This window comes from Cupriavidus sp. 01L415 (assembly GCF_056400065.1).
The window spans coordinates 1,052,832-1,067,036 of the sequence record NZ_JBFTSP010000001.1 but is presented as its reverse complement, the minus strand read 5'-3'; the positions used below and the strand labels follow the sequence as shown (position 1 = coordinate 1,067,036).

Genomic DNA, 14,205 nt, shown 5'->3' with positions numbered 1-14,205 from the left:
TAGCGCGCACTGACCGTCGCATGGGGCGCCCGCCCCCGCACACGATCAGACCGCCAGTTCCCGGGTGGCCTCGCCCATGATGTAGACGTTGTCGACCACGCGGTCATCGCCCAGCATCGCGAACGCGAACAACTGCTCCTCCAGCGTTTCCGAGCGGCTGCTGCGCCGCGCGATCAGTGGCGTGGCTTCCGGGTCCAGCACCACGAAATCCGCCTCGCAGCCCACGCTGAAGCTGCCGATGCGGTCCTGCCATCCCAGTGCCTCCGCGGCGGCGCGCGTGGCCAGGTAGAACATGCGCAGCGCGGTCAGGTGATAGCCGCCCATGCGCGCCACCTTGTGGGCCGCGTTCATCGTACGGAACATCGAAAACGACGTGCCGCCGCCGACGTCCGTCGCCAGCGTCACATTCAGGCGGTGCGCGTCCGACTGGTGGAAGTCATAGAAGCCGCTGCCCAGGAACAGGTTGGACGTGGGGCAGTGCGCCACGGCGGCGCCGCTATCCGACAGGCGGCGGCGGTCCTCCGGGTCCAGGTAGATTGCGTGGCCGTAGAAGGCACCTGGGCGCAGCAGGCTGTAGTGGTCGTAGACGTCCAGGTAGCTGCGCGCATCGGGGAACAGCTCGGCCACCCATTTCACTTCGTCGCGGTTTTCCGCCACGTGGGTCTGGATGAAGGCGTCCGGATGGGCCCTGGCCAATTCGCCGCAGGCGGCAAGCTGCGCTTCGGTCGACGTCGGCGCAAAGCGCGGCGTGATGGCATAGGCCAGCCGGTCCTTGTTGTGCCATCGGGAAATCAGGTCGGCGGAATCGCGCGCGCCGCTCTCGGCCGTGTCGCGCAGGAATTCCGGGCAGTTGCGGTCCATCATCACCTTGCCGGTAATCATGCGCAGGTTGCGCTCCTGGCTGGCGGCAAACAGCGCGTCGGCGGACGTGGCGTGCACCGTGCTCCAGACCATCGCCGTCGTGGTGCCGTTGCGTAGCAATTCGTCCGTGAAGAAGTCGGCCACGGCGCGCGCGTAGGCCGGCTCGCTGAAGCGGCGTTCCTCGGGGAAGGTGTAGGTGTCCAGCCAGTGCAGCAGGCCCGGCGACGGCGACGCGATGATATCCGTCTGCGGATAGTGGATGTGGGTGTCGATGAACCCCGGCACGACCAGCTTGCCGCGGTGGTCGACGACCTCCGCGCCGGCCGGGACGTCGCGGGCCAGGTCTTCATACAGGCCGACGGCGGCAATGCGACCGGCCGTCACGATCATCAGGCCGTCTTCCCAATACTCATAGGCATCCTCATGGAACTGCGGGTCACGCAGAAAGTGGAGGATGCGGCCGCGGATCGCGCGGGTGACGGCACCGTTGGTGCCTGGGGCAGGGGAAGTCGTCGTCATGGTCTTGTCTCGGGGCGGCCGGACCCCCCGCCCGGGGGCGGACGCAGGCGTCCGGCGTTCTTGGTATGCGCCCGGTCAGGTCGTGGGAGTCACGGGGGCCGTCGCGGGCGGGGACGTGGGCGTGGCCGACCAGAAGTGATCGACCTCCGCCAGGAACTCGGCCTTCTGCACGGGGGGCAGGAAGGCCGCTTCAAAACTGTTGCGCGCGAGCTTGTGGGCATCGGCCGCGTCCAGCGGCAGGGCGTCGAACGACGCCTCCCAGTTCGCGTTCATGTAGCCGCCGAAGTAGGCCGGATCGTCCGAATGCAGCGTGACGGCGACGCCGGCATCGAGCAGCCGCTTCATCGGGTGATCGCGCAGGTCGGGATGGACCATCAGCTTCTGGTTCGACAGCGGGCACACGGTCAGCGCGATCCGCTCGCGCGCCAGGCGCTGCACGAGTGCCTCGTCCTCGATGGCGCGCACGCCGTGGTCGATGCGTTCGACATGCAGGATGTCCAGTGCATCGGTCACGTATTGCGGCGGGCCTTCCTCGCCGGCATGGGCGACCAGGTGCAGGCCAAGTGCCTTCGCCTTCGCAAACACCCGGGCGAACTTCTCGGGCGGATGGCCGCGTTCGGACGAATCCAGGCCCACGCCGACGAAGCGGTCGCGATACGGCAGCGCGGCCTCCAGCGTGGCGAATGCGTCCTCTTCGGACAGGTGGCGCAGGAAGCAGAGGATGAGGCTGCTGGAAAAATCGTATTCCGTGCGCGCCTGCGCCAGGGCATCGGCAATGCCGTCGATCACGACGCCCATCGGCACGCCGCGCGCGGTATGGGTCTGCGGGTCGAAAAAGATCTCGGCATGGCGGACGTTGTCGTCGGCGGCGCGCTTGACGTAGTCCATCGTCATGTCGAAGAAATCTTCCTCGGTGAGCAGCACGCTGGCGCCCGCGTAGTAGATGTCCAGGAACGACTGCAGGTCGGTGAAGGCATAGGCGGCGCGCAGCGCCTCCACGCTCGGGTACGGCAGTTGGACGTTGTTGCGCTGAGCCAGCCTGAAGATGCGCTCGGGTTCGAGCGTGCCTTCGATATGCACGTGCAGTTCGGCCTTTGGGGTACGGCGGATCATGTCCGCGAGCGCGGCATCGATGGTCATGGGGCCTCTTGTGGTCTTGACGGCGGCCGAGTTGCGGTCACACCGGGTTACGGATGCATCGCCGTCGCCTGGCTCGCGGTCAGCGCGGCAAGGCGCTGGTCGCGGACCTGGAGCAGCTGGGCGACGATGGCTACCGCAATCATAGCCGGTGCCTTGTCCGTAATGCCGGAGACTCCCATGGGACATGTCATTTCCGGGAACCGCGCCGGGTCGATCCCGTGCTCGGCCATCCGGTGCTCGAACTTCGCGCGCTTGGTCTTGGATCCGATCAGCCCGAAGTAGGCGTAGTCCGTGCGGCGGAAGATCCGCTCGCACAGCGCCTGGTCCAGCGCATGGCTGTGCGTCATGACGATGAAGTACGCGCCGGCCGGGGCCTGGTCGACCACGGCTTCGGCGGTATCGGTCGCTTCGGCCTCCACGTTGTCGGGCAGGCCGGCCGGGAACAGCGTGTCCCGTTCGTCGACCCAGTGCACCCGGCAGGGCAGCGTGGCCAGCACCTTGACCAGCGCATGGCCGACGTGGCCCGCGCCGAACAACACCACGTGCATCTCGTCCGGCACGAGCGTATCGGTCCACGACCCATCGGCTTCGAGATCCACCGCAGGCAGCAGCGCGCGGCTCGGCGTCACCGTGATGGCGCCCGTGGTCCGCACGGTGCGTTCCAGCGACTTGCCGGCCGCGAAGGCCGCTTCCACCGCATCGAGCCACGCCAAGTCGTCCCGCCCAAGCACTTCGAACGCCAGCTGCACCACGCCGCCGCAGCACTGCCCCAGCGCGGGTCCGAGCGGAATCCGCTCGATGCGGCGCTGCGGGCGCGCTTCAGACAACATCGCGCGGGCGATATCCATGCCGCGCCATTCCAGATGGCCGCCGCCGATCGTGCCGACCAGATCGTCGGCCGTCACCAGCATGCGGATGCCGGCCTCGCGCGGGGCGGAGCCCTTGACGTCGACGATGGTGACCATCGCCACCGGCACGCCGGCGCGCACCAGGCGGGCGGCGTCGGCGAAATGGAATGGCTTGAGCGGAGCGTCCTGCATGATCGATACCTCAGACGGCAACTGCCGTCTCCTGCCTTGTTGCGATGCCGGCTTGCACGGCTTCCACGGCGTCCAGAATCGCCTCGCTGGTCGCCGGGGCGCGCAGCGGCGGGTTGATCCGATAGTCGCCCACGGCCGCGATGGCGTCGCGGATCGCGAAGAACACCGAGAACGGCAGCAGCAGGGGCGGCTCGCCCACGGCCTTGGAGCGATGGATGCTGTCCTCGACGTTGCGGTTCTGGAACAGCCGCACGTTGAACGCTTCCGGGCAGTCGTTGATCGTCGGAATCTTGTAGGTGGACGGCGCGTGCGTCATCAGCTTGCCGTTCTGGTTCCACCACAGTTCCTCGGTCGTCAGCCAGCCCATGCCCTGGATGAACGCGCCTTCCACCTGGCCGATGTCGATGGCGGGGTTCAGCGACTTGCCGGCGTCGTGCAAGGCATCGGCGCGCAGCAGCTTCCATTCGCCGGTCAGCGTGTCGACCAGTACCTCGGAGCACGCGGCGCCGTAGGCGAAGTAGTAGAACGGACGGCCATGCAGCTTGCTCTGGTCCCAGTGCAGCTTGGGCGTGGTGTAGAAGCCGTCGGACCAGAGCTGCACGCGGGCCACGTAGGCCTCGCGGGCCAGGTCGCCGAAGGACAGGCGGAGTTCGCCGGCCACGACGAGGTCGTCGCCAAAGCGCACGGTATCGGCATCGACGCCGGCCTTGCGCGCGGCGAAGGCAGCCAGGCGCTCGCGGATCTGGCGTGCGGCGTCCTGCGCGGCCTTGCCGTTCAGGTCCGCACCGGTCGAGGCGGCCGTGGCCGAGGTATTGGCCACCTTGCTCGTGTCCGTGGCCGTCACGCGCACCCGCTCCATGCGGATGCCAAGCTCGTGTGCCACGACCATCGCCACCTTGGTGTTCAGGCCCTGGCCCATTTCCGTGCCGCCGTGGTTCACCAGCACCGAACCGTCGTTGTAGACGTGAACCAGCGCGCCGGCCTGGTTGAAGTGGGCGACGTTGAACGAGATGCCGAACTTCACCGGGGTGATGGCGATGCCCTTCTTGAGCACCGGGCTGGTCGCGTTGAACGCGCGCGTGGCGGCGCGGCGGGCCTGGTATTCGCTGGAAGCCACGAGTTCGTCCATCAGCTCGTGGATGACGTTGTCTTCCACGGTCTGGCCGTACGGCGTGACGTTGCGCTCGCCCTTGCCATAGAAGTTGGCGCGGCGCACTTCGAGCGAGTCCTTGCCGACGTTGCGCGCGATGTTGTCGAGGATGTACTCGATCGCGAACGCGCCCTGCGGGCCGCCGAAGCCGCGGAAGGCGGTATTGCTCTGCGTGTTGGTCTTGCCGCAGTAGCCATCGATCTGCACGTTCGGCAGCCAGTAGGCGTTGTCGAAGTGGCAGATGGCACGGGTCATCACCGGGCCCGAGAGATCGGCCGAAAAGCCCGCGCGCGACACCATTTCCACCTGCACACCCTCGATGCGCCCGGCGTCGTCGTGACCGACTTCGAAGTCGAAAACGAAGTCGTGGCGCTTGCCGGTGATCATCATGTCGTCGTCGCGGTCCGGACGCATCTTGACCGGGCACAGCAGCTTCCATGCGGCCAGCGCGGCGCAGCAGGCAAACATTGCCGACTGCGATTCCTTGCCGCCGAAGCCGCCACCCATGCGACGGCATTCCACCAGCACCTGGTGCGCGTGCCAGCCCAGCATGTGGGCTACGGCGTGCTGCATTTCGGTCGGGTGCTGGGTGGAGCACCACACATGCATGCCGTCGTTTTCGCGCGGCGCGGCGTAGGCGATCTGGCCTTCGAGGTAGAACTGTTCCTGGCCGCCGAGGCGGATCTCGCCACCATCGCGGTGCACTGCGGCGTCGATGTGGCGGCGTGGCTCGCCGCGCTTCAGGTGCATCGGCGGCAGCACGTAGCTGCCCGCGGCATGCGCGGCCTCCGGCGACAGCACGGGCGGCAGGTCTTCATAGTCGATCTCGGCCAGACGGGCGGCGCGGCGCGCGGCATCGTGCGACGTCGCCACCACCACGAAGATCGGCTGGCCGATGAACTGGACCACATCCCTGGCGAGGATCGGGTCGTCGTGGATGATCGGGCCGCAATCGTTGACGCCCGGGATGTCGTCCACGGTCAGCACAGCCACCACGCCGGGCGCCGCGCGCACCTTGTCTAGCGACATCGACTTCAGGCGCGCATGAGCGCGGGCGCTCATGCCCAGCGCGGCGTGCAGCGTGCCGGCCAGTTCCGGGATGTCGTCGGTATAGGTGGCCGTGCCGGCCACGTGCAGGTGCGCCGACTCGTGCGGGCGGGAGATGCCGACTTGCGGCGACGATTCGGCCGCCACGCTGGCGTCGAGCAGGAAGGGTTCGGTTTGCTTGTTCATGCTGGCTCTCCTCAGGCGCTCACGGGTTCGCCGGCGCCGATGGCGCGGACGTTGACCTCGGCGGCGGACAGCGCGCCTTTGCGCGTTTCCAGCCAGAAGCGATAGAGCAGGTTGGCGGCCCCGCGCGCACGGTACGACGCGGTGGCGCGCATGTCGGACAGCGGGGTGTAGTCCTGGCCCAACACGGCCATGCCGGCACGGGCGGTGGCCTCGTTCCATGGCTGGCCGGTCAGCGCGGCTTCGGTCAGCGCGGCCCGCTTGGGGGTGGCCGCCATGCCACCGAAGGCGATGCGGGCGGACGTGACGAAACCGTTCTCGACCGTGATGCCAAACGCGGCGCACACGGCGGAGATGTCCTCGTCAAAACGCTTGGATAGCTTGTAGGTGCGGAAATGCTGCGGACCCTTGACCGGCACGCGCAGGCCGGCGACGAACTCGCCTTCGGTCATGGCCGTCTTCTGGTAGGCCAGGTACAGGTCTTCCAGCGGCATCGTGCGACGCACGTCGCCACGCTGCAGCACGACTTCGGTCCCCAGTGCGATGAGCGCGGGCATCGAGTCGCCGATCGGCGAGCCGTTGGCGATGTTGCCGCCCAGCGTGCCGGCATTGCGGATGGGCAGCGAAGCAAAGCGCTTCCACATTTCCTCCAGCTCGGGGTGCGCGACATTCAGGGCGGCGTAAGCGCGCTCCAGCGTCACGGCTGCGCCGATCTCGATGAAGCCGTCGCGCTCCGCGATGGTGTTCAGGTCTTCCACCTGGCCCACGTAGAGCAGGTTGCCCAGCTCGCGGAATTGCTTGGTGACCCACAGGCCCACGTCGGTGCTGCCGGCCAGGATGCGGATGTTCGGCTCGGCGGCCTTGATCGCGCCAAACTCGGCCGCGGTGCGCGGCGCGTAGAAGTGCTGGCCGCGCGCGTTGTAGTGGAAGGTCTCGCCGCGCTTCAGATTGCGCAGGGTGTCGGCGATCTGCTTCGGGTTCAGGCGGTCGGCCTGCGGCGCGGGCAGGGCCATCATGCGCTGGCCGGCGTCGACGATCGGACGGTAGCCGGTGCAGCGGCACAGGTTGCCGGTCAGCGCATCGCAGATTTCCTGCCGCGCGGGGGCCTCGCCACCAGGCGTGTGCTGCTGGTACAGCGCCCACAGCGACATCACGAAGCCGGGCGTGCAGAAGCCGCATTGGGAGCCGTGGCACTCGACCATCGCTTCCTGCACGGGATGCAGCGCGCCGTCTGCCTGGCGCAGGTCTTCTACCGTGACGAGGGCCTTGCCGTCGAGCGTGGGGAGGAACTGGATGCAGGCGTTGACGGCCTTGAATTCGACATCGCCGCTGTCCTGTAACTCGCCGATGACGACGGTGCAGGCGCCGCAGTCGCCTTCGGCGCAGCCTTCCTTGGTGCCGGTGCAGCGGACGTCCTCACGCAGGTACTGCAGCACGGTGCGGGTAACGGGGGCGTCGGATATTTCCTGGACCTGGCCGCGGTGGAAAAAGCGGATGGTTTGCGTCTCCATGGTCTTCTCTCTTTCGGGGATGGCGGAAACATAGCATCGGCCCGATTCATGCAATATTCGGCCCATGTGATATGCCCCATCAAGGCGCGCGCCTGTGACTGCCACCCCGCCGGGACGCCAGGCGGGGCGCGGTTTCCCGAGTTTGTCCGGGTCTTCCCGTACAGCGCCGGATTTGACCGCCCGAGGGATCCCTGACATACACTATGCGCCGTTCCCTTCCCCCACGCCAGCCACACCCGCCCTTGCGGCGGGACGGGCCCCTGCCATGCACGGACGCGACCATCTCGATACTTATTTGCTGCGGGTGCTCCACACCCTGCTCACCGAGCAGAGCGTGACCCGCACGGCTGTCCGGCTCGGCCAGTCGCAACCGGCCATCAGCAATACGCTGAAGCGGCTGCGCGACATCACCGGGGACGCCATTCTGGTGCGCGGCAAGAGCGGCATGGTGCCGACCGAACGCGGGCGCGAACTGCTGGCGCTGGCCGAACAGAGCCTGGCGGCGATGGACCGCATTGCCCGTCCGCCGCAGCAGTTCGATCCGGCCACCACCACGCGGACCTTCCACCTGGGCGCGCCGGATTACCTGGATGCGTTCTTCCTGCCGAATATCGTCGAGCGCGTGCGCCGGCTGGCGCCGGGCGCCAAGCTGTTTGTGCACCCGATGACGCAGGCCAGCGATTTCCTGGAAGCGCTGGAGCAGGGGCATCTCGATATCGTGGTGGGCAACTGGCTGTCGCCGCCGGAACACCTGCATATCTCGCCGCTGTTCGACGACGAAGTGGTCTGCATGCTCGGCGCGCAGCATCCGCTGGCGCGCCATGGGCTGACGCTGCGCCACTACCTGGAAATGCCACACCTGGCGCCCGCGCCGTATGCGTCGATGCAGCGCAGCATGATCGACCAGGCGCTGGCGGAGCAGGGCTACAAGCGCAACATCCAGGTCACGTTGCCATACTTCGGCCTGGTGCCGTACGTGCTGATGAAGACCGACATGGTATTTACGACGGGTCGCCAGTTTGCCGCGCACTATGCGCAGTACTTGCCGATCCGGATGGTGGCGTCGCCGGTGTCGTTCCCGCGCATGCGGTTCTACCAGCTGTGGCACGAACGCTGCCATGCAGCACCGGACGTGATGTGGATGCGGCGGATGATCGCCGAGGTGGCGGCCGATCTGCCGCAGCTGCCGCGGCTGGAAGCCGCGGCGGGGTAGGTTGGCTGCCGCTTACCTGGCGGCCTTGTAGTCGGGGAAGAACAGCTGTTCGCCATCGACCTTGTAGCTGGCGATGGCGTCCTGGCCTTCCTTCGAGGTCATCCATTCGACGAACTTCCTCGCATCCGCGTAGTTGGCGCCGGGGTGCTTCGCCGGATTGACGGCGATCACGCCATACGGATTGAACATCTGCGGATCGCCTTGCAGCAGGATCGCCAGGCCCGTCTTGGCGCGATACGCGCCATAGGTGGCCCGGTCCGACAGCGTGTAGCCGGGCATCTGCGCGGCCATCGTCAGGACCTCGCCCATTCCCAGCCCGGCGTTCACGTACCACGGCTGCCCCTTCGGCTCGATGCCGGCCTTCTTCCAGTAATCCTTCTCCATCACGTCCGTGCCGGAGTTGTCGCCGCGCGAGATGAACTTGCTGCCGCTGCCGGCCACCTTCCTGAAGCCGGCGATGACGTCCTTGCCGCCCTGGATGCCAGCCGGGTCGCTGGCAGGGCCTACCACGATGAAGTCGTTGTACATGACGTCGCGGCGGTTCACGCCGTAGCCGGCGGCGACGAACTCGTCTTCCATCTTGCGGGCATGCACCAGCAGCACGTCCACGTCGCCCATCTCGCCCATTTTCATGGCCTTGCCGGAGCCGACGGCGATCACCTTCACGTTGATGCCGGTTTTTTTCTCGAATCTGGGCAGCAGGTATTTCAGGAGCCCGGAATTCTCGGTGCTCGTGGTGGTGGCCATCTTGAGTTCGCCGGCGTATGCCGCTGGCAGCACAAGCAGCGCCATGGCGCTGGCGGCGCCGACCAGCGCACGAACCAGCCTGGAGGGTTGCGTAAGACGGACGTCTTGGCGGATGTCGGACATTGTTGTTCCTCTATTATGTTTTCGGAAACACAATTGCCACATCGACGATGCATCGTGGAGAATAGCTGCAGCGTCGTGGAAACCGGGGCATATGATTGTCATCGAGCCACAATCCTTCTGTAAATATGCAAGGCAATTCATATGACTTTTCGCTTTGACCTGTTCCCGGTCATTGCCGCCGATGACAATCCGCGCGCCAACGGCAAGGTGTTCCAGCTCCTGAAGGCGGTGCGCGAAACCGGGTCGCTGCATCGGGCGGCCCAGGAGATCGGGCTTTCGTATCGCCATGCATGGGGCGTGATGCGCACCTGGGAAGATATGCTCGGCCGCAGCATGCTCGACATGGAGCGCGGACGCGGTGCATCCCTGACGCGGTTTGGCGAACGGCTGCTGCGTGCCGAACTGCGCCTGCGCGAGACCATCGATCCCGCCGTGCAAAAAGCGATGGCGGATTTCCTGGTCGAACTCGACGACGCTGCCCAGCCGCAGACCGTCGTGCACTTTTCCGGCAGCCACGATCCGGCCGTCGAAACGCTGACCGCCGCCTTGAAAGGGGCGCCAACGCCGCTGCAGCTGGACGCGGTGTTCTGTGGCAGCGTGGAAGGCCTGATCTGCCTGCAGGAGCGTCAATCGGAGCTGGCGGGCTTCTATGTATCGCCGATCCAGGTGGCGGGGTCGGTGGCGCACGTGACCCTGCGCAAATGGCTGCGTCCGGCCACGGTGCGGCTGGTGCGGCTGGCGTGGCGGGAGCAGGGCCTGATCGTGGCGCCGGACATGGCGCGCGAGATCCACGACCTGCGGGACCTGGCCCGCACTGGCGCACGCTTCGTCAACCGCCAGCGCAGTTCCGGCACACGCATGCTGTTCGACCAGCTGCTGGCCACGCACGGCCTGTATCCGGACCAGATCACCGGCTACGAAGATCCTGAATTCAGCAACGAGAAAGTGGCGCAGGCCGTGCGTAGCGGGCGGGCGCAGGTTGGCTTCGGCCTGCGCATGAACGCCGAGGCGAACGGCCTGGCGTTCGTGCCGCTGACGCGCGAGGCGTACTACCTGGCGGTGCGCAAGAACGACCAGACCGCGCCGTGGATGTTGTTGCTGCTCGCGTTGCTGGCGGACCCCGCATTTGCGCAGCGCATCGAAGCGCTGCCTGGCTACACGGCCGCCGAACCGGCGGGCATCCTCACGCCGCAGCAGGCGTTGCCCTGGTTCGGCGCGGACGGCAAGGAAGGGGCCTGACGCGGGTCGGGGTTTGCTCGCAGGGTCGGCCCGCGAGGTTGGTCGACGGGGTTGGCCGGCGAGGTCAGCCTGCGAGGTCAGGCCGTATTACACTCCTCGACAAGCGGCGCCGCCGGTGCTGCCGGATGTCATCGCGAGGAGGCTCATGCTGGAAACCGCCGCGCTGGCCGCGGGCATGTCCTGGGCCAGCGGATTGCGTCTCTACCTGGCCGTGCTGGCCGCCGGGCTGCTGGCCCGCGTGGGCTGGCTCGCGTTGCCCCCCGGGCTCCAGGTGCTGGAGTCCTGGTGGGTCATCGGCGTGGCCGGGGTGCTGGCCGTTGCCGAATTCGTCGCCGACAAGGTGCCGGGCTTCGATACCGTTTGGGACGGCATCCAGACCTTCATCCGCATTCCTGCCGGCGCAATCCTGGCCGCCGCCGCATTCGGCCAGCTCGATCCGCAATGGATGGTGGCTGCCGGATTGATTGGCGGTACCCTGGCCGGCGCCGCGCACGCCACCAAGGCTGGCACGCGCGCGCTGATCAATGTCTCGCCGGAACCATTTTCGAACTGGGTGGCGTCGTTTACCGAGGATGTCACGGCCACCGGCGGATTGCTGCTGGCTTTCTTCCTGCCGGTTGTCTTCCTGATCCTGCTGGCCCTGTTCCTGATTGTGGCGGTGTGGCTGATTCCCAAGCTCTGGCGCGGTGTGCGGCGGCTCCACGCCAGCCTGCGCAGCGGCGCCGGCAGCCCGCCGCGCAGGCCATGAAATTTCCGCTATCCCCATACCGTCCACGCTGAACCGCCTACCCGAAGATCGCCTGATGCCGACTGAGTCCGCCGCCGCACCCATCGCCCCCGAGACCCGTTTTCCCGCCTGGCACCAGGCATTGCGCATGGCCCGGCGCGACTGGCTGGCCGGCGAGTTGACGTTGCTGCTGTTCGCGCTGGTGCTGGCCGTGGCGGCGCTGACGAGTGTGGGGTTTCTGGCCGATCGCATGCGGCTGGGGCTGGAGCGCGATGCGCGCCAGATGATCGCCGCCGACGTGCTGCTGATTTCCGACCAGCCGTTCGATGCTGCTTTCTCGGACCGCGCGAAGCAGGATGGCTTGCAGGTGGCGCAGACCGTCACGTTCCCGAGCATGGCGACGGCGCGCGTTGGCGGCAACGGCAACGGGCCGGCCGCGGGTGGGGCTACTGGCGGGGCCACAGGCGGAGGCGGCGAGGCGACAAGCCAGCTCGCTGCGCTCAAGGCGGTGACCGATGGCTACCCGCTGCGCGGCCGTCTCAAGGTGGCCACGGAGCCGGGCGGGGCCGAGCAATCCGCCGAGGAGATTCCCGCATCCGGCACGGTCTGGGTCGACGAGGCGTTGCTCGGCGCGCTGGGCGTTCGTGTGGGCGACGGCCTCCAGCTTGGCAGCAAGACCTTTCGTATCGACCGGATCATCACGCAGGAACTGGACCGTGGCGCGGGCTTCATGAACTTCGCACCGCGCGTGCTGCTGCCGCTGTCCGATCTGGAGGCCACCAAGCTGATCGGTTGGGGCAGCCGCGTGACCTACCGCCTGCTGGTGGCCGGGCCCGATGCGGCCGGCGATGCGTATCGCCAGTGGGCCACCGCGGAGATCGAGCGGCGCCACCTGCGCAACACGCGCGTGGAGTCGCTGGAATCGGGGCAGCCGCAAATGCGCGCCACGCTCGATCGCGCCGAACGCTTTCTGTCGCTGGTGGCGGTGCTGTCGTCGATGATCGCCGCCGTGGCCATCGCCATGTCCGCGCGGCGCTACATGCAGCGCCACACCGACGCGTGCGCGGTCTACAAGTGCCTGGGGCTGTCGCGCCAGCAAATTCTGGCGGCATTCGGCCTCGAATTCCTGCTGCTCGGCACCTGCGGGGCGATCGTCGGCGTGGCGCTGGGCTATCTGGCCCACTACGGTTTGCTGATGTCGCTTGGCGGCCTGCTGCGGGTCTCGTTGCCCCATCCTTCGGTGGTGCCGGCCCTGGTCGGCGTTGCGGCGGGGCTGGTGCTGCTGGTGGGTTTTGCATTGCCGCCGCTGCTGGCGCTGACGCGCGTGGCGCCGCTACGTGTGCTGCGGCGCGATATCGGCCTGCCTCCCGTTTCGGCTTGGGTGGCGTATGCGTTGGGGCTGGGCGCCTTTGTCGGCTTGCTGCTGGTGGCCGCGCGCGACCTGAAGCTCGGACTGACCACTGCCGGTGGGTTTGTCGGCGCGGGCATCGTCTTCGCGCTGCTGGCACTGGGCCTGTTGCTCGCGCTGTCACGCGGCATGCGTGGCCGGGCCCGCGGCAGCGTAGGCTGGCGCTTTGCGCTGGCCGTGCTGGAGCGCCGGCGCGGCGTGACGGTGTTGCAGACCGTGGCGCTGGCCGTGGGGCTGATGGCGCTGTTGCTGCTTGGCATGACGCGGAACGACCTGATCGATTCCTGGCGCAACGCCACCCCGGCCGACGCCCCCAATCGCTTCATCATCAACATCCAGCCTGACCAGCGAGACCCGCTGCGCGCGATGCTGGCGAAGAACGGCGTCAGAGACCTGCTATACCCGATGGTGCGCGGCCGTCTGACTCATATCGACGACCGGCCGATCCAGGCGAACACGTACCCAGACGGACGTGCGCGCAACCTGGTGGAGCGCGAGTTCAACCTGTCCTATACGGACACGCTGCCCGAGGGCAATCAGGTGATCGCCGGCCGCTGGTCGAGTGGATCAGGCGGCGCGTCGGTGGAGGAGGGTATCGCCAAGACGCTCCACATCAAGCTGGGCGATACGCTGCGTTTCGATGTCGCCGGCCAGACCGTGGAGGCGCCGGTGACGTCGCTGCGCAAGCTCGACTGGGGCTCAATGCGCGTCAACTTCTTCGTGATCCTGCCCACGGACAAGATGCAGGGGCTGCCCGAGACCTACATCACCGCGTTCCACTTGCCGCCGGCCAAGGCATCGCTGGGCAACCGGCTGACTGCCGCGTTCCCGAACATCACCGTCGTCAATACCGACCTGATCCTGCGACAGATCCAGGACATCCTCGACCAGGTGATCGCCGCGGTGGAGTTTCTGTTCGTCTTCACGCTGCTGGCCGGCGTGACGGTGCTGTATGCGGCACTGTCCGGTGCGCGCGACGAGCGCAAGCGCGACGCCGGGCTGCTCAAGGCGCTTGGGGCGTCCGCGGCGCTGGTGCGGCAGACACAGTACGCGGAATTTCTCGTGGTGGGCGGGCTGGCGGGGCTGCTGGCCAGCCTTGGCGCCATCGCGGTAGGGTGGGGGCTGTCGCAGTTCGTGTTCGATTTCCCGTATCGCTTCAACGGATGGATCGTACCGATCGGCGTGGTTTCTGGCATGCTGTGCGCTTTTGCCGGCGGCTGGCTGGGATTGCGCGAGGTGTTGCGCCAGCCGGCGCTGGCGACGCTGCGTGATGTCTGATCACCGCGCAGCCTGTTCG

Annotated in this window: 10 protein-coding genes; 4 read left to right on the top strand and 6 right to left on the bottom strand. The window is 67.3% G+C overall.

Features of this window, described 5'->3' with window-relative positions:
* Positions 1–45 precede the first annotated feature (45 nt).
* The 5 genes from guaD to xdhA all read right to left on the bottom strand — a co-directional run bounded on the left by guaD (position 46) and on the right by xdhA (position 7,451).
* Complete coding sequence (gene guaD / locus AC1DOX_RS04940; RefSeq protein ID WP_441615503.1) at positions 46–1,380, bottom strand: guanine deaminase; 1,335 nt, start codon at positions 1,378–1,380, stop codon at positions 46–48.
* A 75-nt stretch (positions 1,381–1,455) separates the two neighbouring features.
* On the bottom strand, positions 1,456–2,520 hold the full coding sequence (locus AC1DOX_RS04935) for an adenosine deaminase (protein ID WP_441615501.1): 1,065 nt from the start codon (positions 2,518–2,520) through the stop codon (positions 1,456–1,458).
* A 47-nt stretch (positions 2,521–2,567) separates the two neighbouring features.
* Entirely contained in the window at positions 2,568–3,560 is a 993-nt protein-coding gene (xdhC, locus tag AC1DOX_RS04930) for a xanthine dehydrogenase accessory protein XdhC (protein ID WP_441615656.1), read from the bottom strand.
* 10 nt (positions 3,561–3,570) lie between these two features.
* The gene (gene xdhB / locus AC1DOX_RS04925; RefSeq protein WP_441615499.1) at positions 3,571–5,943 is read right to left on the bottom strand and encodes a xanthine dehydrogenase molybdopterin binding subunit; all 2,373 of its coding nucleotides are present in this window, start codon (positions 5,941–5,943) and stop codon (positions 3,571–3,573) included.
* Between the two features lie 11 nt (positions 5,944–5,954).
* Positions 5,955–7,451, bottom strand: a complete 1,497-nt coding sequence (gene xdhA / locus AC1DOX_RS04920) for a xanthine dehydrogenase small subunit (protein ID WP_441615497.1) — start codon at positions 7,449–7,451, stop codon at positions 5,955–5,957.
* Positions 7,452–7,716: 265 nt separating this feature from the next.
* On the opposite strand from xdhA, the gene AC1DOX_RS04915 reads away from it, so the two are divergent.
* Complete coding sequence (locus tag AC1DOX_RS04915; RefSeq protein ID WP_092138891.1) at positions 7,717–8,664, top strand: LysR substrate-binding domain-containing protein; 948 nt, start codon at positions 7,717–7,719, stop codon at positions 8,662–8,664.
* A 12-nt stretch (positions 8,665–8,676) separates the two neighbouring features.
* On the opposite strand, the gene AC1DOX_RS04910 is transcribed toward AC1DOX_RS04915, so the two are convergent.
* A complete protein-coding gene (locus AC1DOX_RS04910) occupies positions 8,677–9,456 on the bottom strand; it encodes an ABC transporter substrate-binding protein (RefSeq protein WP_441615654.1) in 780 nt (259 codons plus the stop codon).
* 219 nt (positions 9,457–9,675) lie between these two features.
* On the opposite strand from AC1DOX_RS04910, the gene AC1DOX_RS04905 reads away from it, so the two are divergent.
* From AC1DOX_RS04905 to AC1DOX_RS04895, 3 genes are all read left to right on the top strand, one after another.
* Complete coding sequence (locus AC1DOX_RS04905; protein WP_441615495.1) at positions 9,676–10,773, top strand: substrate-binding domain-containing protein; 1,098 nt, start codon at positions 9,676–9,678, stop codon at positions 10,771–10,773.
* Positions 10,774–10,918: 145 nt separating this feature from the next.
* The gene (locus AC1DOX_RS04900) at positions 10,919–11,521 is read left to right on the top strand and encodes a DUF4126 domain-containing protein (protein ID WP_441615493.1); all 603 of its coding nucleotides are present in this window, start codon (positions 10,919–10,921) and stop codon (positions 11,519–11,521) included.
* A gap of 55 nt (positions 11,522–11,576) precedes the next feature.
* Entirely contained in the window at positions 11,577–14,186 is a 2,610-nt protein-coding gene (locus tag AC1DOX_RS04895; RefSeq protein ID WP_441615491.1) for an ABC transporter permease, read from the top strand.
* The last annotated feature ends 19 nt before the right edge of the window (positions 14,187–14,205 follow it).